We start from the raw sequence: 20,703 nt of genomic DNA, 5'->3' as shown, positions 1-20,703 counted from the left end.
CATCGTGATCACGGTTCCGGCGTGGCCGCGCTGTCATCCTCGGGTGCGGCGGAAGCGCCCGGGGTCGCGGACGGATCCGCCGGCGAGGTGTTCGGCTGCGGCGTCGGATCGCTCGGCTGGGTCGCGTCGAAGCGCTTCGGTGCGCGGAGGAAGGGCGCGGCCTCATGATCGATCGTCGACTCGCGAACCGAGTCGGTCGCAGGATCGACCTCGCCGATGCGCAGAGGGTATACGTTCCACACATCGTCGCCCCGTGCATCCTGATAAGGCACGCGCACAGGGCGCTCGCCGTCCCAGCCGAGGCTCCACCAGCCTTCCATCTCGATGCTGCGCCCGCGTCCGTACAGGTTGAGCTGTGTGCCGCGGTCTGTGTAGAGCTGCACACCGTCGAGCAGTTCTCCCTGCTCGTCGTAAGCGAAGATGTTCCCGACCTGTTTGCCGTCCAGCAGCAGGCCGCGCTGCTCGGCTGGTTCCTCATAGACGTACTCGACGCGAGGCAGCACCATCGCGGCGAGCAGGAACGGCAGCGTGAGCACGGCGACCACGCTGAGCACCACCCTGACGGGGTGCAGTGCGTCGTGCGGAAGCCAACGGCCCCGGCCCCACTGCACGCTGACCAGCACGAGGCCGAGGCACAGCATCCAACCCACAAGAGTGTCCGGTCCACGCGACCCGACGGCCGATCCGAACACGTTGTGCAGAAGGAAGTAGATGGCGAGCCCCCGCAGCACCCACCAAACGGGGCGCAGTGCCGCGAGCAGGTCGAGCGACCACGCGCCGAACGGATGCTGCCGGAGGCTGTCTGCCATTTCTCGCCGCCCCCGGCGCATCCGAACTGCTAGGGGCTCGAGCCGCACGCCACCGGAGCGCGCGGGCAGGCCGGCGGCCGAGCGCAGCTCAGCGGCATAGGCGGCGGGATCGTCGAGATGCAGGATGCCCTCCCGGTCCGCCGCCTGCTCGGTCAGGTCAGCCGTCAGACCATCGATGATGTCGTCGACCTCGTCGACGGGAAGATCGTCGAGATGTGAGCGGACGGCATCGGCGAACGTGCGGATGCGGTCGTGCAGCGAGACGTCGGTGTCGTTCATCACTTCTCCCGGAGGGTGTCGGATGCATTGCGAGGTGTGGCGAGCAGATCGGTCATCGCGTGCGAGAACGTGGTCCAACTTGCGATCTGCTCGTCGAGCGATCTGGCGCCCTGGGCGTTGAGGGCGTAGTACTTGCGGTGCGGACCGCCGTCGGAGGGCACGACGTAGCTCGAGAGCGAGCCGGCCGCATACAGGCGCCGGAGCGTGCCGTAGACCGAGGCGTCGCCGACGTCGCCGAGCCCGGCGTCACGCAGGCGTCGCACGATCTCGTAGCCGTAGCCGTCCTCGCGGCGCAGCACCGCCAGCACCGCCACGTCAAGCACGCCTTTGAGCAATTGCGTGGTGTCCAATCGGGACTCCCTTCCGTGCACTGCACGCTACCACGCAATGCACAGTACCGTGTTCAACACGCAAGTCTCGGCACTCGGGTCGAGTGGTCAGAACGCCGGTCAGCGGAAGAAGAGCAGCCCCAGCAGGCTGAAGAACTGCGGGACCACGCTCATCAGCACCACGACGCCGATGACCACCAGCAGTACCCAGTTCACCCGTTTCTTCAGCCGTCGGCCCTCGCGCGCGACTCCGGGCGGCGGAGCGAGCATGCCGGCGGGCGGCGCGAAGGGCAGCGCGGGTGGAGTCGCCGCAAGTGAGGAGGCCGTGACGCCGGATGCGGACGCCGTCGCGTCGGGCGCAGGGGTGATCCCGAGCGGATGCGGCGGCGCGACCGCCTGCGCCTCGCGCAGCCGATCGTCGCGCCAGCGTGCCCACTGATCGAACTTGCCCATCAGCGCCCCGACGGTGCTGAACAGCCAAGCCCAGGTCGCGGCATCCGTCGTGGACGCCGGACGCTGCATGTACAGGAACATCCAGTCGTCGACGATCTCGACGTCGAGCTGTGCGGCGTGGTCGATGAAACGCGCCATGATGTCGGGCGTGAACAGGTACAGCGCGTCGGCCTCGTAGCCGCGCGGGCAGTACAGGGTGAAGAACCTGTCGAAGTCGCCCTCGAGCGAGAGCCGCTGATCCCGCGAGAACGACGCCGGAAGGTTCGTGCCGAGCGCGTTGTTGCCCAGCGCATCGAGCACGATGTTCGGCAGGGGCACGTCGAGCTTCACGGCGACGTAACCCCAGTGGTGCGTGCTGCGGTTCTTGCCCGAGCCGGTCGTGTACCGGTAATTTCCGAACTCGACGAAGCGTGGATGCTGACCGCGCACCAGCGACGAGGCCATGCGGCTGTCGCCGTTCTGGAAGATCATCCCGGGCAGCGGCGGATTCGCCAGGCGGTGGCGGTAGCTCATGCCGTTCGCCTGGGCGAAGCGCGCGATCCGATACGCCTTGACACGGCTGCGACGAACACCCAGGACAGTGAGCGGGACACCGATCGCGATGATCAGCAGCGGAACGAGCGCGGGAAGGCCGAACACCAGACTGACCTCGTTCCCGCCGGCCAGCGCCGCAGCGAGACCGGCGAAGCCCAGCCCGATCATGGGCAGCACGACCGCGGCGCCGATCGCGCCCGCGACGACCCAGATGACGACGGCGCTCGCTGGAGTGGGATGCTGCCTCCGCATCGCCCGCGTGAACTCCGCGACCGCCCGCATGTCGACTGGTTCAGTCAGGGGAGCGGTATCGAAGGGGTACCTGTTCTCGGCAGGAACTGTCATCGCGGGGCCCCCTCGCTCGGTCGCTCTCGTGGCACGGTCAACGCTAGCGCGCGACGGTGCAGGGGGCAGGGTCGGTGTCAGGGCCGTGGATCGGGTAGACTGTTGTGGTTGTCTGCCCGTCGGCATCCATTCGGGAAGCCGCGACAGGCGACGTGCTACACACCCTCCTGCTTCCGGGAAAGTCCCGGGAGCCGTTCTAGTCCGAAGGAGGTGGGTAAGTGACGCACCAGTACGAGCTCATGGTCATTCTGACCCCCGAGCTGGACGAGCGCCAGGTTGCCCCCAACCTCGACAAGTTCCTGAAGGTCATCACCAACGATGGTGGCTCGATTGACAAGGTCGACATCTGGGGCAAGCGTCGTTTCGCCTACGAGATCAACAAGAAGAACGAGGGCATCTACGCCGTCGTCAACTTCACCGCCACCAGCGAGGCCACGGTCGAGCTCGACCGTCAGCTGAAGCTGAGCGAGCTCGTGTTCCGCACCAAGGTCCTGCGTGCCGAAGAGGCTCAGGCCATGGTCGCCGCCGAGGCGAAGCGCGCTGCCGACAAGGCCGCGCGCAAGCCCAAGGTCGCAAAGGCCTAAGGCTCGACATGGCCGGCGAAACCGTCATCACCGTGGTGGGCAACCTCACCGCAGACCCCGAGCTGCGCTACACGCAGAACGGCCTGCCGGTGGCGAACTTCACCATCGCCTCGACTCCGCGCACGTTCGACCGTCAGGCCAACGAGTGGAAGGACGGCGAAGCGCTGTTCCTCCGCGCTTCGGTGTGGCGTGAGTTCGCCGAGCACGTGGCAGGTTCGCTGACGAAGGGCATGCGCGTCATCGCGCAGGGCCGTCTGCGTCAGCGCTCCTACCAGGACCGCGAAGGCAACCAGCGCACCTCGATCGAGCTGGAGGTTGACGAGATCGGTCCGTCGCTGCGATACGCGACGGCACAGGTCACGCGGGCCGCATCCAACGGCGGTGGTGGGCAGTCCCGTCCGCAGCAGCAGCAGGTCTCGAGCGAGCCGTGGTCGACCCCCGGTTCGTCGAGTGCTGATGCCTGGAGCACTCCGGGCAGCTTCGGCGACGACACCCCGTTCTGAATTTCAGGCCAGGGCCCTTCGACAGGCTCAGGGACCCAGGCCGATCATCTCTTAAGGAAGAAACATGGCTGGAAAGTCGAGCGGCGACCGCCGCAAGCCGCGGAAGGGTGGCAAGCCCACCGCTCCCGCGAAGTCCATCCGCGTGGGCGTCATTGACTACAAGGATGTCGCCACGCTTCGCAAGTTCATCTCGGAGCGCGGCAAGATCCGCGCCCGTCGTATCACCGGTGTCTCGGTGCAGGAGCAGCGTCTGATCGCCAAGGCGATCAAGAACGCTCGCGAGATGGCTCTCCTGCCGTACGCCGGCGCTGGCCGCTGAGGGGTACCGACATGGCAAAGCTGATTCTCACGAACGAGGTCGCCGGGCTCGGAAGCGCCGGTGACGTGATCGAGGTCAAGAACGGGTACGCCCGCAACTACCTCCTCCCCAAGGGCTTCGCAGTCGCGTGGACCCGCGGTGGCCAGAAGCAGGTCGAGTCGATCCAGGCAGCCCGCAAGGCGCGCCAGATCCACGACCTCGACGAGGCGACCGCACTCAAGAACAAGCTCGAGGGCACCAAGGTGCGCCTGACCGTCAAGGCCGGCGCCGAGGGTCGTCTGTTCGGCTCGGTTAAGACGGCCGATGTGGCCGACGCCGTCGCCGCGGAGGGCCTCGGCTCGATCGACAAGCGCAAGGTGCACTTCGCCAACCCGATCAAGACCACGGGTGAGCACGAGGCGACCGTTCGTCTGCACGACGACGTCACCGCCGTGATCACGCTTCAGGTGATCGCCGCGAAGTAATCGCATCACATCAGCGGGCCCCCGACATCTCCGGATGCCGGGGGCCCGCTGCGTTTCGCTCCGGCGCGGAGATCGCCGACGTCACCCCTCTCATCCCTGTAGTTTCGCCGCTCGAAGTTCAGGGACTTGTGCGCCGCGCCCGGGGGATTTCTCACTTGACTTTCCCCAAGTTCTTCACATGCGATCGCACACACCACCAACCTTCAATCTGGCCTTGAGGTCGATTCTCATCCACAGGGTGGGGAAGAGAAGAAAACCAGGCCAAGCGGTAAAAAAATGTTTGGGCGCTGATCTCTCCACCGAGTTCTCCACAGGTGTTCTGCACAGACTCGCGGACGTTCTCCGCACACTCTCCACAGAGTTATCCACAAGGGCGTTTGCGTGGGGATAGTCGCGCTCCTAGCTTTAGGGAGACCGGATGTCGGTGACGCGTGCTCGAATGCTGTCAGCGGCCGATGACCCACCCGGTCGCGGGGCCGGACCGCAGTGCACCGGCCGGGGAGGAGCACGGTGTCGATCGCAGATATCTCGGACGAGCGTCTAGGGGGCTCACGCGGGCCCGAGCGCACTCCGCCGCACGATCTGCTCGCGGAGCAGAGCGCCCTGGGCGGCATGCTGCTCTCGAAGGATGCCGTCGCCGATGTGATCGAGACCCTCAAGGGCGCCGACTTCTACGTGCCCAAGCACGAGCTCATCTTCGAGGCGATCCTGTCGCTGTATTCGCACGGCGAGCCGACCGACGTCGTGGCGGTCACCGATGAGCTGATCAAGACCGGTGAGCTCGGTCGCGCCGGCGGCGCCGATTATCTGCACACGCTCACCTCGATCGTGCCAACGGCAGCCAACGCCGGCTACTACGCGGGCATCGTCTCGGAGCGCGCCATCCTGCGCCGCCTCGTCGACGCCGGCACCCGCATCGTGCAACTCGGCTACGCAGGCGAGGGCGACGCGGCCGACATCGTCAACAACGCGCAGGCAGAGATCTACTCGGTCACCGGATCCGAGACCGCCGAGGACTACGTGCCGCTGACGGTCGCCGTCGACGCTGCTGTCGAGGAGATCGAGGCGGCGAACGGGCGAGATGGCACGATGACCGGCATCCCCACCGGCTTCCGCGAGCTCGACGAACTCACCAACGGCCTGCATGGCGGTCAGATGATCGTCGTGGCGGCGCGACCCGCGATGGGCAAGGCGCTGGCGCTCGACACGCCGCTGCCCACCCCGACCGGGTGGACCACGATGGGCGCCGTGCGGGTCGGCGACGAGCTGTACGACGCGCACGGCCGTCCCACCCGAGTGGTCGCAGCCACAGAGGTCCTGATCGACCGCCCGTGCTACGAGATCGAGTTCTCGGACGGTTCGGTCGTCGTCGCCGATGCACAGCACCAGTGGGTGACCGAGACGCGCGCCACGCGTCGCTCGCCGGCCGGCGGTTCGGTGACGGTCACCACAGAGCAGATCCGTGAAACGCTGACGGTGGGCGCAGACGGGCGGGCCAACCACTCCGTGCAGAACGCGGCGGCACTGCGCGCCCCCGATGCCGAGCTGCCCATTCCTCCGTACGTGCTGGGCGCCTGGCTCGGCGACGGTCACAGCGACGGCGCGCGCCTGACCAGCGAGACCGAGGAGATCCCCGGACTCATCGCGGCAAAGGGCATCCGCGCCGAAGCGCGCGGCAACATGCTCTACGCGTTGAAGCTTTCGACCCAGACCCTCGTGCGCGACTGCGAGGTGTGCGGCACACCCTTCACTGCTCGTCATCCGCACGTGCGCACCTGTGGGCGCACCTGCGGGCCCAAGAACAAGGGCGCTCACCCCGAGCGTCTGAGCTGTCCTGACTGCGGTTCGCCGTTCTCGGGGGAGGCGCAGCGGTGCGCGGACTGCTATCGCGACCACGGGTCGTTCACGGCCCTGCTGCGCGGGCTCGGCGTGCTGGGCGACAAGCATGTGCCCGCGCAGTACCTGCGCGCCTCCGCCAGCCAGCGTCGGGAACTGCTCGCCGGTCTGATGGACACCGACGGGACGGTCGTCCGCGGCGTCGGCTCGTGCCAGTTCGCGGTGACGAACCAGCGGCTGGCCGACAGCGTGTACGAGCTGATCGTGAGCCTGGGATACAAGTGCGGCCGCACGACCAAGCGCGTCGCCGGGCGGTCTGAGGAGTCGTCCACGTGCCACATCCTCAACTTCTCCACCGTGGATGACGTGTTCCGCCTCGAGCGCAAGCGCCGGCTGCACGAGCAGGAGCGGCCGGTCAGCGTCGCCCGCATCGGGCGCCGCTACGTGAAGGCGGTTCGTCCGATCGCCAGCGTGCCGGTGCGATGCGTGCAGGTCGACAACGCCGAGCACCTGTACCTCGCCGGCGAGTCGATGATCCCGACCCACAACTCGACGCTGGCTCTGGATTTCGCGCGCGCCGCCGCGATCGGCCACAACGAGCCGTCGATCTTCTTCTCGCTCGAGATGGGCAAGAGCGAGATCGCGATGCGTCTGCTCAGCGCCGAAGGCGCGATCCCCCTGCAGAACATGCGCAAGGGCACGCTCGACCCGCGCGACTGGACCACCGTCGCCGCGACTCGCGGCCGCATCAACGACGCCCCGCTGTACATCGACGACAGCCCCAACATGACCCTGGTCGAGATCCGCGCCAAGTGCCGTCGGCTCAAGCAGCGCTCCGGACTGCGGCTGGTGGTCATCGACTACCTGCAGCTGATGACGAGCGGTAAGCGCGTCGAGTCGCGTCAGCAGGAGGTCTCGGAGTTCTCCCGTGCCCTCAAGCTGCTCGCCAAGGAGCTGCAGGTGCCGGTGATCGCGCTGTCGCAGCTGAACCGTGGCGCCGAGCAGCGCTCGGACAAGAAGCCCGCGATCAGCGACCTGCGTGAGTCCGGATCGATCGAGCAGGACGCCGACATGGTGATCCTGCTGCACCGCGAGGCCGCATATGACAAGGACATCCGGCCCGGCGAGGCCGACCTGATCGTCGCCAAGCACCGAAACGGACCCACCGCGACGATCACCGTCGCCTTCCAGGGTCATTACTCGCGGTTCATGGACATGGCACCCGGTGACTTCGGTGGCGGGGGCGGCGACTTCAACTAGCGGCAGCGCCTGCCGGTGACAGCGGCTGTTGGCAGTGGTTGACTGGGGCGATGGCAGCCACTGCGATGTTCCCCCTCGGAACGGTGCTGTTCCCGCACACGCCTCTGGCGCTGCGCGTCTTCGAGGAGCGCTACCTCAAGATGCTGGGCAGGTGCCTCGATGCGGAGAGCCCGTCCTTCGGGGTGGTGCTCATCGAACGCGGGTCGGAGGCCGGGGGAGGGGACACCCGATTCCCGACCGGCACCATGGCGCGCATCGTCGAAGTGGCAGCGACCGAGCGCGACATCGAACTGCTCGTCGTGGGCGGAGAGCGTATCGAAGTGGGCGCCTGGTGGGACGACGAGCCCTATCCCACCGCCGAGGTGCACCCCGTCGCGGAGCTGACCTGGGACCCAGCGCTCGCGCCGCTGCGGGAGGAAGCCGAGAGGCATGTCCGCCGCGTGCTCACGCGGACGGCGCTGACCTCCGGGGCGCGATGGGACCCGAACATCGAGATCTCGGATGACCCGCTGGAGTCGTCGTGGCAACTCGCCGCGATCTCGCCGCTCGGCCCCATCGATCAGCTCGAACTGCTTCGCGCCACCTCTCTCGGCGGACTGCTCGCTCGGCTCATCGACCTCACGCTCGAGGCCGAGGAGGTCCTCGCCGCGACATTCGGCGACGGCGGCGAGCGCGGCCAGCCCGGACCTAGCGCCTGAGCCAGCGTCTCTGAGTCGGCGTCTCACCAGCCCATCGAACCCGGCTCGCCCTTGAACGGGCCACGGATTCGGGATGTGATCCATCCGCCGTAGAACCGACCCGGCTGCGGCGTGACCTGCTCGTCGCCGACGGTGCACGCATCCATCTCGGCGGCGTACACCGCCACGCGTCCCGCGAGGCTCTCGAAGCCACGTGCAGGATGTGGATACGTCCACGCGGCAGCGCGAACGACGCGCTCGCCGCCGCGGACGTCGAAGTACGCCGCCTCGCCTTTGAACTCACAGAAGGACGAACCCTCCGCAGGAATGAGCGCTCCGTCGACGAATGAGCCGATGGGCAGGTAGTAGACGGGCGGGTGGCTCGTCTCCAGCACGCGCACGGCATCCGTGGTGTCCGCGATCTGCATCCCGCCGAGGCGGATCGTGACGCGCTCGGGCACCTGCTCGACCTTCGGAGGGCGCGGGTAATCCCACACCGACTCCTCGCCGGGGCCGATGGGGTCAGGCTGAGGCCTTCGCATACCGCGAGAGTACTCCGCCCCGAGGCTCGAGGATCCGAGTCAGACGCGGTCCGCGACGACGCGCGCCGTCGCAGCCGGGTCGGGGCGATGCATGACCGACTCCGGCACGATCACCAGCTCCGCGCCGTCGATCGCCTGAGCGAGCCGGTCGGACGAGTCGATGAGGAACGGGAAGGTCTGCGCACCGCGCAGCACGGTCACCGGCGCATCCACGTTCAGGAGTGCGGCATCCGGATGCCGGTAGCGCAGGGTCAGCCGCGCGTCGTAGACCGTCGACTGGGCGAGCGGGGCGAGGGCGGCCAGCTGACCGCTCGAGCGACCCGCCTCGATCATCTCGGCCGGCAGCCCCACGGCGTCGCGCTGGAACATGGCGATGGCATCCTCGAGCCGCTCCGCGTCGACCAGCTCCTGCAGCCGTCGCGGCAGCTCCTCGCCCCACCCCTGTGCCTCGAAGTCGATCGGCGGCTCGGACAGGAACAGCTTTCCGGTCGGCACGCCGCGCGACGCTGCGAACAGGGCGAGGATCGCCCCCGAGGAGTGGCCGAGTACGGCATCCGCACTGCCGACCGCCGCGATGACGGCGGCGAGGTCATCGGCCTCGTCAGCCGGCGCCGAACCTGATCGGTCGCCGCTGGCGCCTCGAGCCCGGCGGTCCCATGCCACTGCACGGAAGCCCGCCTCCGCGAGCGCCTCGGCCAGCGGGCCGGCATCGGCTGCGGTCGACAGCGCGCCGTTCACGATCACGACGGCGGGACCCGCCCCGGTCGTGGTGAAGGAGATCTCGGTTCCGTCAGCGGAGGTCGCGGTGCTCATGACGCCCATGCAACCACCCTCACGCCGTCAGCGCGACGGGTATTCGCCGATGGCAGCGTCAAAGAGCTCAGGCGACGTCGACGGCGGTGCTCTCGCCGACGGAGCGCTCTCGCGGCTTGCGTCGCGCCCACTTCGCCGGCAGATTCGGGCCGTCCCACACCTGGATGATGCCCCACACCGCGGCCGTGATCGGCACCGCGAGCACGGCGCCGATCAGACCGCTCAGCGCGGTGCCGACGGCCAGAGCCACCAGGATGACGAACGCGTGCAGCTTCATCGTGCGCCCCATCAGGAACGGCTGCAGCAGGTTGCCCTCCAGCTGGTTGACGAGCACGACCACCCCGACGACGAGCAGGGCGCTCACCCATCCGTTCGCGACCAGGGCGACCAGTGCGGCGAGCACCCCCGCGAGGGTCGCACCGACGATCGGGATGAACGCCAGCAAGAACACCAGCACCGCGAGGGGGATCGCCAGCGGCACCTGCAGGATGAGCAGGCCGATGAGGATGCCGACGGCATCCACCAGCGCGACCGTCGCCGTCCCTCGCACATACGATCCGAGCACGCCGACGGTCTTGTGCCCGATCCGGCGTGCGCGGCGCTCGCCCTCGCCGTGGAACGGCCGCAGCAGGAACTCCCACATCTGCGGCCCGTCCTTGAGGAAGAAGAACAGGATGGTCACCAGCAGCACCAGGCCGGTCACGAAGCTCGCGACCGCGCTCACGCCCGCCAGCGCACCGGAACCGAATTGGGCGCTGGTGACGAAGTCCGCGAGCGTGTCTGTCCACTCCTTGACCTGGTCCGAGCTGAACACGGTGAACGGCAGCGTGTTCACCCAGTCGACGAGATGGTCGATGCCCTGCTGCGCCTGGGTGTACAGGTCGTCCCACTGGTTGCGCACGGCCCAGACGATCAGCCAGCTCGCCCCGCCCAGCACGACGACGATGGCCAGCAGAGTGATGGCGGTGGCGAGCAGATCGGCGACGTGATGCCGGCGCAGCCAGTTCATCGCGGGTGCGAAGGCGCAGGCCAGGATCAGGGCGATCGCGAGCGGGATGGTCACCAGAGTGAGCGACTGAATGACGAAGAAAATGCCCGCCGCGAGGGCGACGACGACGATGATCTGGATCGCGCGGATGCCGAGTCGACCGAACCCGTCGGCCCACAGGCTCCACGGCGCCCGGGTCGCGCGCGGCTCGATCGTGGTCTGGTCGAGGTGGACGCGCTGAGGGCGATCGCTGCGGAACAGGGCCATTCCGTGAGCCTAGGCGCCGCTCGTGACACGTGGCGAGTGGTTGACCGCGGGTCGCACGTGCGGCACACTGCCAAGGTTGCCGTCGAGCCGGGTCATTCCACGCGCACGCCGGGCGAGAACGCGACGTAGCCGGAGAAGTCCTTGCCCACCCGGTCGAATGCCGACGGATACGGGTGCGGGTAGGCCCACGCGCCGTCCTTCATCGTCTCTCCACCCGCGGAGAGGTCGTAGTACTGGCACTCGCCCTTCCACGGACAGGTGTACGGCGTGGGGCTCTCGGAGAGCACGCCGGCGCCGATCGAATCGGGCGGGAAGTATGCGTTCCCTTCGATGCGGATGATGTCGTCGTCCGCGGCCTCTGCGACCACCGCGTCGCCCAGCTTCGCTCTCATATCGTCTCCGATCCTCTGCCGGCCGTACGGCGGCCGGCCGCCGTACGAGTGCCGGTCAGGCCACGCTACGCCGCATCATGCCGACGCGACAGAGCGGCTCGGTCGGCCAGCAGGATGCGCGCCGCGCGCTCGCCCGACACCAGCGCGCCCTCGATGGAGGGGCTCTGGCGGTGATCGCCCGCGACGTACATGCGGGCACCAGCCCGTGCCGGTGCCGGCCGCAGCGGCGGGTGCTGAGCAGGCAGGGCGTGCCGGATGTCGTCGCGGCGCAGCAGGGGCCAGCGGGTGGCATCCGCGCCCCAGATCTCCCCGAGCTGCCGGCGTACCTCGCCCTCGGCATGCTCGCCGTCCGTGGGGAGCAGGCAGGTGGCCTGCACCAGGTGGCGGCCGGCGGGCGCATAGCTGGGCGCGGCGTGCGAGATCACCGCGGTGTTCACGATCGGGCCACGCCGCCGCCCGTCGACGGCGAGCATGCCCGACGGCGACGGCGGGTCGGTCGGTGCGAACCACCACGTCTGCAGACCGCGCGTCGCGGGCGCGGCAAGCGCCGTCAGCCCGGTCAGGTGCTCCGCACCCACGGCGACCACGACGGCCGCGGCGCTCGCCGCATCGGCATCCGCCACTTCCACCTCCACCCGGCCGGAGTCCGTGCGCAGGCGGGTGACACGATGGCCGAGGAGGATGCGCGCGCCCGCGGAGCGCGCCCTCGCGGCCAGCTGCTCGGGCAGCGCCTGGATGCCCTCGACGGGCAGCCCAGGCGTGCCGAGGGCGAACAGCCGCACCAGCCAGCGCACGTACGCGTCGGAGGTGTCGAAGCGTCCGTCGGCGAGCACGCCGCTGAGGAAGGGCTCCAGCACCTCGGTGCGCAGCGGACCGCGCAGGCCGAGCTCGTCCCAGGCCTGGCGGAGCGTGCGATCCGACCCGGCAGCCGCGCGCTTGCGCAGCGCACGCGGCGCGAGCAGCGCCGGCATCGCCCAGCGAGCCAGCCCGAGCAGTTCCGGCGGGTCGAGCAGCCCGCTGCGCAGGCTCGCCAGGAGCGAGAGGGGTTGCCGGCGAGGGTCGGCGAGCGTCACCAACCGGCTCGTGTCAGCGGCATCCGATTCCCACGTGGAACCCCGGCGCACCTGCACACCGACCGGGAACGTCTGCAGCCTCAGCTGCCGGACATCCGCCCCGCGCCGCACCGACCGGTAGGCGGGATTGAGCACGTGGAACCCGCGATCGAGCCGGAACCCGTCGATGAGGTCCGTGCGCTGCCGGCCGCCGACGGCGTCGGAAGCCTCCAGCACCTGCACGTCGCGACCGGCCTCCGCGAGCACGATCGCGGCCCGCAGGCCGGCCAGGCCCGCCCCGATGACGAGGACGTCGTGCTGCGCTGTACCGGTCATGCTCGCCTTTCCAGGTTCAGGATTCCGCCGGCTCCATCGGCAGCTGCGGGCCGTGGTTCCAGGCCAGGATCGCCGGCGACTCCCGGGCGAAGCCCAGCACCGACACCGACCCCGCATCGAGCGAGATCGACGCGGCGAACCGCGGCGCCTGCCGCAGGAACACGGCGGTGAGGATCCGCAGATAGTGGCCGTGCGCGACGAGTGCAACATCCCCCGATGCCATCGCCGGCAGCACGCGGGTCAGCACGCGGGAGGCCCGCGCGGCGACCTCTTCCACCGTCTCGCCCGGTGTCTCGCCTCGCACCACGCCGTGCGCGAAGGCGGTCCAGTTGTAGCCGAGCTCGGCGCGGATCTCTTTCGTGGTGCGGCCCTCGTATCCGCCGTAGTCCCATTCCACCAGCAGCGGGTCGATCGCGGCATCCAGCCCGGCCAGCTCAGCTGTGCGCCGTGCCCGCTGCAACGGCGAGGTCAGCACCAGCTGGAAGTCGTAGTCGCGCACCAGCTCTCCGGCAGCGCGTGCGAGCTCCTCGCCGTGCGCGGTCAGCGGGATGTCGGTGAGCCCGGTGTGACGGCCGGTGCGCGACCATTCGGTCTCGCCGTGGCGCAGCAGCACGAGCTTGCCGCGGGGCGCGTCGGGGGCGGGGCGATCGGGCAGCGGGTCGGTGGCATCCACGATCTCACGCTACCCGTGGCGCCCGCTCACGGCACCAGCACGCGCACGCTGTGGATGAGTCGGCTGCGCACGTCGAACGCCTCGTTGCCGCCCAGCACTCGCGCGCCGGGCACTCCCGTGCGCAGCACAAGCCGCAGTGCACTGCGGCGCACCACCACCACCGGCACACCCCGGATGCCGCCCAGTGGCGTGACGGCGTCGTCGAGAGCGTCGTCGGGAAGGATGAGGATGCCGCCGCCGAATCGCACCCGTGCGCTGCGCGCCACGCGGCGCATGCGGCTCAGCAGGGCCGCGATGGGCGCGGCGTCGCCGACGCCGATCACCTCGCCCTGACGGAAGCGCACCGGCGCACCGAAATCCTCGGAGAGGAGCCCGTAGAGCCCGCTGGGCGCGAGCACCACGTGATCGAGCTTGTCCGCCTCGTCGTCTCCGAGGGCCACGTCGTGCCACGCGGTGAACCCGATGCCCAGCTCGTCGACGGCGGCGGCGGTGGCCTCCTCCGCGAGCGCATCGGCCAGCATGCGGCGGGCCTCCCACGAGGCCGCTCGCACCACGAGGGGGTCATACGCCGCGGCATCCGTCACGGGATGACCGAGCTCCGCGGCGAGCAGCTCGCGGTAGCGCGACCGCCGCCAGGCGCCGGCCTGCCCGAACGAGCGGCCACGGGGCCGGGTGCCGGTTGCACCCGGCGTCGCTGAGCTCGCCGCCCACGAGTGGCCTGTGCGGCCGCGGTCGTATGCCGACCGCGCCTGCGGCGTGCCTACCATCTCCCACGCCCGCTGCACGCGGACGAACATCGTCGCGTCGCCGCCGGTGTCCGGGTGCGTCTGCCGCAGCCGCAGCCGGTATGCCCGGCGCAGGTCGTCGTCGGTCGCGCTGGGCGCGACGCCGAGCAGCTCATACGCGGATGCCGAGAGCGGGCCGTCGAACATCAGGCTCCTCCGCCAGGCCGGTTCGACCGGTCAGTGCGGCCGGCTTCCCCAGCGTAGACGCGCGCGGAGGCTGCTTCAGGCCTGTCGTAGGCTGAAGACATGACGAAGAGCACGATCTGGACCATCGTCGGAGTGGTCGTCTCGGTTCTCATCGCCTGGTGGCTGGTGAGCGCACTGTTCTCGGTGCTCTGGTTCATCGCCAAGCTCGCGGTCGTGGCCGTGGTGGCCCTGGTCGTGTTCGGGGTCATCCGCGGGCTGCTCGCCAAGTCGCGCGACTGACGGACCGCATCCGGCTCAGCCCTGGAGGAACTCCAGGGCGGCGAGACGGAACGCCTTCGAACCGGGGGCGTTGAAGTGGTGACGGCCGGGGATCTCGAAGAACGTCGACTGCGGGGCAGCGGCTGCCAGACGCCGCGAGCCCTCGAGCACGGCATCCGCCGATCCGGTGGCGAACATCACCGGCTGCTGCGGTGCGTGGGCGGGATCGGGATCGATCGAGCGGGAATCCCGCATGCCCTTCGCCAGCGCGAGCAGCGCATGCAGGTCGTTTCCCGGTACGCGCTCGGCCAGGGCGATGTAGTTCTGCGTGACGGGGTCGGTGACCGCGGTGCCGTCGTCGGCGTAGCGGCGCACCTGCTCGATGTCGAGGCGATCGAGCGGGATGCCGTCCGGCACGCCGCCCAGCACGGCACGTGTGACCCGGTCCCCGAGATCCTGCGCCACCTGCCAGCCCACTCGCGCCCCGAGGGAGTACCCGGCGTAGCGGGCCTCATCGATGAGGAACGTGTCGAGCACCGTCTCCACATCGCGGGCCAGGCTCCGCACGGCATAGCCGGCTGGGTCGTGCGGCTTCTGGCTCGCGCCGTGCCCGCGCTGATCGATGCCGAGGATGCGGAAGCCCTCGCGCTCAAGCATCCGCACCCATCCGGTGTGCACCCAGGTGTCGGCGGTACTCGAGGCGAAGCCGTGCACGAGTACGACGGCGGGGGCGTCGAGCTCGCCCCACGAATACGTGGCGAGCGCGACGCCCTCACCGACCTCGACGTACTGGGGCTGAGGCAGGTCCGTCAACGCGGAGAGAAGGGTGACCACACCTCCATCATGCTCCTCCGCGCAGGTGCGGCGTCCGCTCAGCCCTCCGCGGGCGACGGATGTCCCGGCACGGCCGGATCCTCGCGCTTCGGGCCGTCGTCGGGATCCTCACCCTCCGCCTGACTGGGATGCCCGGTGGCCGCGTCCAGATGACCCCCCGATTCGGCGTCGCTGCTCGGGTCCTGCTGCCAGCGCAACGCGGCGACCGGCTGTACGGTGGGCCGCTGCGGGCGCGCCTCATCCTCGTCCAGGTCGTCCTCGTCGAACAGCACCTGGGCATCCGTGAGCACGGCCGCGCGCGCAAGTGCCTCCACCGCCGACAGCGTTGTGCCCTCCACACCGTAGGCATCGGCCTCGCTGATGGCGATCCAGGGGTCGGTGCGCAGCGCGAGCAGGGTGCTGCCGGCATCCGTCATCCGCGGGTCGAGCACGAGCGTGTCGACCTGCGCCTGCTGCAGCGCCGCGACCACATCCGACATGCCGGTCGCGCCCGCGCGACCGGCGCCGGCCGCCGCACGATCGCGAGTGGTCTCGAGCCGAGCCTGTCGCGCGGACGCGAGCGTCCGCGCGATCGCGTCCCGCAGGGCCGTGTCGTCGGCTCCGGCCGCGCGGGTGTCGGAGTCCACTTCGACCACCAGTGCACCCGCCTCGGCGCTGATCCGCTCGCGCAGCAGCTGCCGCGCGCGCACGTCGCCCGTGAGGAAGAGGTGCTCGGGCCGGCGCTCGCGCACGATCCGATCGACCGCGTCCGCCACCTCCGACTGGTTGTGCTGCCAGACCTCCTCGGCATGACGCTGGTAGCGCGCCTGCGACCAGCCGCCGGCCTGCACCTTGGTGATCTGCTGATCCTCGCCGTCGATCGTCTGCGTCGCCTCGGGCGCGGACTGCCCGATGACGGCATCCGTGAGCCGGGCGCCGTCGCGGCCGGTCTCCACGATCAGGATGCGGCATTCCGCGGCGAGATGGCGCAGCAGCGGCAGAATCGCAGGGAAGTCGCCGTGCCCGTACTGCTCCTCGCCCACCCGCGCTGTGGCGAACGTCTCATCCAGCACGACGTCTCCGTCGCGCACCAGCAGCCAGCGCGTCGAGGGCGCGGGGGTCGAGTCGTCCGCGCTCACCGCGGCCACGGCCGCGTCGGCGTCCGCGGACGGCACTCCGTCGGCGGTGAGCCGGTCGGTCAGCGAGTTCATCCGGCTCTCCACGGCGCCTTCCGGTTCGCCGGTCGGGCCGTCGGTGTACAGCCAGGTCCAGGGTCCGGGCTGCGACAGCAGTCCCTTCAGCTCAGCTGTGCGCATCGTCGACTCCTCCGCTGATCGGGCCGTCGCCGGCATCCGGATCCTCGCGCTCGAAGGCCTCCTGCACCTCCGCGGAGTCGGTGTCGTCGGGCAGCGGCTCGGTCTCGCGGAACGGCTCGGCGTGCGGGGCACCATGACCCTGCACCATGCCGCGGGTCTCCTGCTCGAGCTGATCGTCGAGATTCGGACCGTGTTTCGAGTTGCCGCGTTGTGCGTCGCTCATCTCTCCTCCTTCGCCGATTGCGTCCGAGTGACGATAGGCGACTCAGTCCGGCGGGCACACCGGGTTGACAGCGCCGCCGGCCACGATCACTCGCCGAGCAGCTCGACCAGCTGCCCCTCGACCCGCCGGTCGGGGTCGACGAGCAGGCCCTCGTCGTAGAGGTCGAACACCCGCGGGTCGACGTAGCTCGCGCGGGCGACGGCCGGAGTGTTGCCCAGGGCGGATGCCGCCGCGCGCACAGCCTGGGCGGCAGCACGTGAACGCGCTGTCGCGGTGGGTCGCACGCCGATCTCCGCCAGGGCGACGGCTGCCGCGATCGTGCCGTGCAGTGTGCGGAAATCCTTCGCGGTGAAGTCGCCGCCGGTGCGTTCGCGCACGTCGTGGTTGATGTCCGCCGCGCGCAGCGGATGCCATCGCGCCGCTCCGCTGCGCGGTGAGAAGTCCTGCCAGCTCAGCAGCAGCGCATTGCCACCGCGGCGCTTGAGCCCCGAGACGAGGGCGGCGAGGTCGACGTCGTCGACCTCCGACTCCCAGGGCTGACCGCTCTTGCCGGGGAAGCGCAGCTCGACCACCCGGCCCGCACGCACCCGGGCGTGCGACCCGCGCAGCGTGACCAGGCCGATGCTGCCGTGCGCGCGGGCGTACTGCTCGGAGCCCACTCGCAGCAGTGCCGAATCCAGCATCCGGAAGGCGCCGGCGAGCACGCGCGGGCGTCCGTAGCCCTCGGCGCGCAGATCCCGCGTCACGCCCGCGCGGGCCGTGGGCAGCACGGTCGCGAGCTGCAGCATGCGATCGAACTTCTCACGGGCCATCCGCTCGTGCCAGGCGGGGTGATAGATGTACTGCCGGCGTCCGGCGGCATCCATCCCGGTGGCGAGGATGTGCCCGTTGGCGTAGGGGCACATCCACACGTCGGTCCACGCCGGCGGCACGACCAGGGCGCGCAGCCGGTGCAGCAGCTCCGGGTCGTCGACCGCCGCCCCGTCGGGGCCGAGGTAGCGGTAGCCGCGCCCGTGCCGCACTCGCCGGATGCCGGGGGAGCGCGGATCGCTTCGACGCAGACGAATCATGCTCTCGGGATTACCGGCCGTGGACCGGGAGCGCAAGGCCCTGCACCCCCGGATGCCCCGAGCGCTACCCTGCCGTGCATCGCACCGCGCACCGCGCACCGCACACCGCGCGGTCGGCTGGAATCGGCAGAGAAAGGGATGCGAGATGGCACACGGCGACATCGAGACGCTCTCGAAGAACGGGCAGTGGGTGAACCGGGTCGAGGGGGAGGAGCAGCTCTCGCAGGGATACGCCTCGAAGGAGGAGGCGGTGGAGGAGGGCCGCCGACGCGCCGCCGAGAACGGCACGCGGCACTCGGTGCGCGAGGCCGCGCCGACCGGCGTCGTCACGGACGAGCAGAACCCCGACGGCGCCTGAGCGCCGAGGTGGACCTCGATTCTGTCCGGGGTCACCGAAACGATTCGATAGAATGATGGGAAGCGGCGCCGTGACGGAGAGTCACGGGGCCGCCGACGTCTTCCGGGCGAACCCCGGCATCCCCCGCTCACCCCTCTTCTCGGATCCTCATGGCCACCAACCTCACCACCGGCCGCCCGTGGCGCGTCATCCTGCTCTTCTCCGTGCCGCTGCTCATCGGCAATGTCGTCCAGCAGCTGTACCAGTTCGTCGACACGATCGTCGTCGGCCGTCAGCTCGGGGTGGACTCGCTCGCCGCTGTCGGCGCGACGGGCAGCCTGATCTTCCTCATCATCGGCTTCGCCTGGGGTCTGGCCAGCGGCTTCGCGATCCCCACCGCACAGGCGTTCGGGGCGGGCGATGCGCGCGGAGTCAGCCGCTCGGTGGCGACCGGGACCCTGCTCACCGCGGCCACGAGCGTGATCCTCACCGTGCTCGGGCCGCTCATCGCACGCCCGTTCCTCGAGTTGCTGCAGACGCCGAGCGAGCTGCTGGCCGAGGCGACCACCTTCACGCAGGTGACCTTCATCGGCGGCAGCACGATCATGTTCTTCAACTACCTCGCCGCGATCATCCGCTCCGTCGGCGACTCGACCACGCCGCTCGTGTTCCTCACGATCTCGTGCGGGCTCAACGTCGCTCTCGTCATCGTCATGGTGGGTCCGCTCGGGTGGGGCGTGGGCGGTGCGGCGCTGGCCACGGTGACCGCGCAGGCGATCTCGGTGCTGCTGTGCCTGGGCTACCTCTGGCGCCGGCTGCCGGTTCTGCATGTGCACCGTGATGACTGGCGGATCAGCCGCGCCGACATGCTCGAGCACCTGCGGCTGGGGCTGCCGATGGGCTTCCAGGCGTCGATCATCGCGATCGGCACGCTGGCGGTGCAGGTCGCGCTGAACACCCTCGGTGCAGAGGCGGTCGCCGCCTACACCGCTGCCTCGCGCATCGACGGACTGGCGATCGCGCTGCTCGCCTCGCTCGGGCTCGCGGCCTCGATGTACGCCGCGCAGAATCTCGGCGCGCGCCGGCCCGACCGCATCCGCCGCGGCACGGTACAGGCACTGTGGATGGCGCTGATGGCCTCGCTCGTGCTGGGCGCGATCATGATCTGCTTCGGTGCGGCGGTGGTGCGCCTGTTCGTCGGCGACAGCGCGGACGGGGTCGTCGAGAGCGCGCACCTGATGCTCATCATCAACGGCGTCACTTACTCCCTGCTGGGCGTGCTGTTCGTGGTGCGCGGCGTGCTGCAGGGGGTGGGTCGCGTCCTGGTGCCCACGGTGACCGGGCTGATCGAGCTGGTCGCGCGCGTGGTCGGCGCCCTCGTGCTCGCCTCGGTGTGGGGCTTCGCCGGGGTGGCGATGAGCAACCCGCTGGCCTGGCTGGGCGCCGTTGCGCTGCTGGTGCCCGCGTACGTGGCCGCCCACCGCGAGTTCGCCCGGATGCCGATCGAGCCCATCGAGACGACGCTGACCACGCCGATCCCCGTGATCGGGCCGGCCGACGGCTCGCACACGGTGGATGCCGTGTTCACCGTACCCGTGCCGGTCATCGCTTCGCGTCTCAGCCGGTTGCGCCTGCCCAAGGTGACCCGCCGGCCCTGACGGCTGGTCGGCCCGCGGCTGGTCGGCCCGCGGCTGGTCGGCCCGCGCCGAACCCGCGTGACGTCATCCTGGAGGATGATGCCGAATCGTTCTGCGGCGGGAGGTGCGCGATGTGCTTTCGCGCGTAACGTGAACCGCACGAGCACGCCGGACAGGCGTGCCAGGACCGGGGGGTTCACGATGTCCACTCTTGCAGTGACCGACACGCTGGCGTCGGTGTTCGTGCCGTTGGGGGTCGCCGGAGCGGTGATCGCATCCGTCTGCGGGCTGCTTGCCGCCATCGCGTTGGCGCGCGGGGCTGCCGGGCTCGCCGGCGGCGCGGCCGGCGTGTGGATCATGGCCGCGCTGCTGAGTCTCTCGGCGTCGTTCGCCGCGGTGTGGACGCCGTTGTTCGTCTCGGTGGCAGCTCTGGCTGGCGGTCTGCTGCTCGGCGGTGCAGCGCGGATGCTGGGACGCACTGTGCGCGCACGCCGCCGGGTGAATACCGGTCCGGCCGCACGTCCGGCGGCCGCCTATCGGACTGCGGCGAGTCCCACCGTCGCAGCGAAATCGACCCCGACGGGCAGCGCCGTCTCGCCGGCCGCCCGGCCGCGCCCTGTCACCGACACGGTGCGCGTCGCCTCCTGACAGCAGCCGGGTAG

Annotated in this window: 24 protein-coding genes; 10 read left to right on the top strand and 14 right to left on the bottom strand. The window is 69.9% G+C overall.

Going from position 1 to position 20,703, the window contains the following annotated elements:
- Positions 1 to 8 precede the first annotated feature (8 nt).
- The 3 genes from WFG93_RS02275 to WFG93_RS02265 form a co-directional block, all read right to left on the bottom strand.
- Entirely contained in the window at positions 9 to 1,088 is a 1,080-nt protein-coding gene (locus WFG93_RS02275) for a hypothetical protein (RefSeq protein ID WP_336644691.1), read from the bottom strand.
- The gene (locus WFG93_RS02270) at positions 1,088 to 1,438 is read right to left on the bottom strand and encodes a PadR family transcriptional regulator (RefSeq protein ID WP_336644690.1); all 351 of its coding nucleotides are present in this window, start codon (positions 1,436 to 1,438) and stop codon (positions 1,088 to 1,090) included. The genes WFG93_RS02275 and WFG93_RS02270 overlap by 1 nt, the downstream gene beginning before the upstream one ends.
- A gap of 99 nt (positions 1,439 to 1,537) precedes the next feature.
- Positions 1,538 to 2,749, bottom strand: coding sequence for a hypothetical protein (locus tag WFG93_RS02265; RefSeq protein ID WP_336644689.1), 1,212 nt, complete (start codon positions 2,747 to 2,749; stop codon positions 1,538 to 1,540).
- Positions 2,750 to 2,967: 218 nt separating this feature from the next.
- Between WFG93_RS02265 and rpsF the strand changes: the two genes are divergently transcribed.
- From rpsF to WFG93_RS02235, 6 genes are all read left to right on the top strand, one after another.
- Positions 2,968 to 3,333: a 30S ribosomal protein S6 gene (gene rpsF, locus WFG93_RS02260; RefSeq protein ID WP_099197098.1), complete on the top strand. Its 366-nt coding sequence runs from the start codon at positions 2,968 to 2,970 to the stop codon at positions 3,331 to 3,333.
- An 8-nt stretch (positions 3,334 to 3,341) separates the two neighbouring features.
- Complete coding sequence (locus tag WFG93_RS02255; protein WP_336644688.1) at positions 3,342 to 3,836, top strand: single-stranded DNA-binding protein; 495 nt, start codon at positions 3,342 to 3,344, stop codon at positions 3,834 to 3,836.
- Between the two features lie 64 nt (positions 3,837 to 3,900).
- The gene (gene rpsR / locus WFG93_RS02250) at positions 3,901 to 4,155 is read left to right on the top strand and encodes a 30S ribosomal protein S18 (protein ID WP_071641238.1); all 255 of its coding nucleotides are present in this window, start codon (positions 3,901 to 3,903) and stop codon (positions 4,153 to 4,155) included.
- Positions 4,156 to 4,166: 11 nt separating this feature from the next.
- Positions 4,167 to 4,619 carry a 50S ribosomal protein L9 gene (rplI, locus tag WFG93_RS02245; RefSeq protein WP_336644687.1) on the top strand — a complete coding sequence of 151 codons (453 nt, stop codon included), beginning with the start codon at positions 4,167 to 4,169 and terminating at the stop codon, positions 4,617 to 4,619.
- Positions 4,620 to 5,105: 486 nt separating this feature from the next.
- Positions 5,106 to 7,715: a replicative DNA helicase gene (dnaB, locus tag WFG93_RS02240; RefSeq protein WP_336644686.1), complete on the top strand. Its 2,610-nt coding sequence runs from the start codon at positions 5,106 to 5,108 to the stop codon at positions 7,713 to 7,715.
- Positions 7,716 to 7,765: 50 nt separating this feature from the next.
- Positions 7,766 to 8,413 carry an LON peptidase substrate-binding domain-containing protein gene (locus WFG93_RS02235; protein WP_336644685.1) on the top strand — a complete coding sequence of 216 codons (648 nt, stop codon included), beginning with the start codon at positions 7,766 to 7,768 and terminating at the stop codon, positions 8,411 to 8,413.
- A 23-nt stretch (positions 8,414 to 8,436) separates the two neighbouring features.
- Here WFG93_RS02235 and WFG93_RS02230 read toward each other — a convergent pair whose 3' ends face one another.
- The 7 genes from WFG93_RS02230 to WFG93_RS02200 all read right to left on the bottom strand — a co-directional run bounded on the left by WFG93_RS02230 (position 8,437) and on the right by WFG93_RS02200 (position 14,387).
- The gene (locus WFG93_RS02230) at positions 8,437 to 8,934 is read right to left on the bottom strand and encodes a DUF427 domain-containing protein (RefSeq protein WP_336644684.1); all 498 of its coding nucleotides are present in this window, start codon (positions 8,932 to 8,934) and stop codon (positions 8,437 to 8,439) included.
- A gap of 39 nt (positions 8,935 to 8,973) precedes the next feature.
- A complete protein-coding gene (locus WFG93_RS02225; RefSeq protein ID WP_336644683.1) occupies positions 8,974 to 9,747 on the bottom strand; it encodes an alpha/beta fold hydrolase in 774 nt (257 codons plus the stop codon).
- A gap of 67 nt (positions 9,748 to 9,814) precedes the next feature.
- Positions 9,815 to 11,002 carry an AI-2E family transporter gene (locus WFG93_RS02220; protein ID WP_336644682.1) on the bottom strand — a complete coding sequence of 396 codons (1,188 nt, stop codon included), beginning with the start codon at positions 11,000 to 11,002 and terminating at the stop codon, positions 9,815 to 9,817.
- Between the two features lie 92 nt (positions 11,003 to 11,094).
- Entirely contained in the window at positions 11,095 to 11,394 is a 300-nt protein-coding gene (locus WFG93_RS02215) for a DUF427 domain-containing protein (protein ID WP_336644681.1), read from the bottom strand.
- A gap of 65 nt (positions 11,395 to 11,459) precedes the next feature.
- Complete coding sequence (locus WFG93_RS02210) at positions 11,460 to 12,782, bottom strand: FAD-dependent oxidoreductase (RefSeq protein ID WP_336644680.1); 1,323 nt, start codon at positions 12,780 to 12,782, stop codon at positions 11,460 to 11,462.
- 16 nt (positions 12,783 to 12,798) lie between these two features.
- A complete protein-coding gene (locus WFG93_RS02205) occupies positions 12,799 to 13,455 on the bottom strand; it encodes a histidine phosphatase family protein (protein ID WP_336644679.1) in 657 nt (218 codons plus the stop codon).
- Positions 13,456 to 13,481: 26 nt separating this feature from the next.
- Entirely contained in the window at positions 13,482 to 14,387 is a 906-nt protein-coding gene (locus WFG93_RS02200; RefSeq protein WP_336644678.1) for a J domain-containing protein, read from the bottom strand.
- Between the two features lie 99 nt (positions 14,388 to 14,486).
- On the opposite strand from WFG93_RS02200, the gene WFG93_RS02195 reads away from it, so the two are divergent.
- Complete coding sequence (locus WFG93_RS02195) at positions 14,487 to 14,666, top strand: hypothetical protein (RefSeq protein ID WP_336644677.1); 180 nt, start codon at positions 14,487 to 14,489, stop codon at positions 14,664 to 14,666.
- A gap of 15 nt (positions 14,667 to 14,681) precedes the next feature.
- On the opposite strand, the gene WFG93_RS02190 is transcribed toward WFG93_RS02195, so the two are convergent.
- The 4 genes from WFG93_RS02190 to WFG93_RS02175 form a co-directional block, all read right to left on the bottom strand.
- On the bottom strand, positions 14,682 to 15,479 hold the full coding sequence (locus WFG93_RS02190) for an alpha/beta fold hydrolase (protein WP_336644676.1): 798 nt from the start codon (positions 15,477 to 15,479) through the stop codon (positions 14,682 to 14,684).
- A gap of 38 nt (positions 15,480 to 15,517) precedes the next feature.
- Positions 15,518 to 16,774, bottom strand: a complete 1,257-nt coding sequence (locus WFG93_RS02185) for a baeRF2 domain-containing protein (protein WP_336644675.1) — start codon at positions 16,772 to 16,774, stop codon at positions 15,518 to 15,520.
- Positions 16,761 to 16,997, bottom strand: coding sequence for a hypothetical protein (locus WFG93_RS02180; RefSeq protein WP_336644674.1), 237 nt, complete (start codon positions 16,995 to 16,997; stop codon positions 16,761 to 16,763). Before WFG93_RS02180 ends, WFG93_RS02185 begins: the two co-directional genes overlap by 14 nt.
- 86 nt (positions 16,998 to 17,083) lie before the next feature.
- Positions 17,084 to 18,067 carry a DNA topoisomerase IB gene (locus WFG93_RS02175; RefSeq protein WP_336644673.1) on the bottom strand — a complete coding sequence of 328 codons (984 nt, stop codon included), beginning with the start codon at positions 18,065 to 18,067 and terminating at the stop codon, positions 17,084 to 17,086.
- A 145-nt stretch (positions 18,068 to 18,212) separates the two neighbouring features.
- Here WFG93_RS02175 and WFG93_RS02170 point away from each other — a divergent pair, with 145 nt between their 5' ends.
- The 3 genes from WFG93_RS02170 to WFG93_RS02160 all read left to right on the top strand — a co-directional run bounded on the left by WFG93_RS02170 (position 18,213) and on the right by WFG93_RS02160 (position 20,689).
- Positions 18,213 to 18,425 (top strand): DUF2188 domain-containing protein, encoded by a 213-nt coding sequence (locus WFG93_RS02170; protein ID WP_336644672.1) that lies wholly within the window; start codon positions 18,213 to 18,215, stop codon positions 18,423 to 18,425.
- A gap of 149 nt (positions 18,426 to 18,574) precedes the next feature.
- Complete coding sequence (locus tag WFG93_RS02165; RefSeq protein ID WP_336644671.1) at positions 18,575 to 20,062, top strand: MATE family efflux transporter; 1,488 nt, start codon at positions 18,575 to 18,577, stop codon at positions 20,060 to 20,062.
- A 195-nt stretch (positions 20,063 to 20,257) separates the two neighbouring features.
- Entirely contained in the window at positions 20,258 to 20,689 is a 432-nt protein-coding gene (locus tag WFG93_RS02160) for a hypothetical protein (RefSeq protein ID WP_336644670.1), read from the top strand.
- Positions 20,690 to 20,703 lie beyond the last annotated feature (14 nt).

Source organism: Microbacterium sp. USHLN186 (genome assembly GCF_037145155.1).
GTDB lineage: Bacteria > Actinomycetota > Actinomycetes > Actinomycetales > Microbacteriaceae > Microbacterium.
Note: the sequence above shows the minus strand (reverse complement) of the source record. Positions and strands in the feature narration are given on the sequence as shown.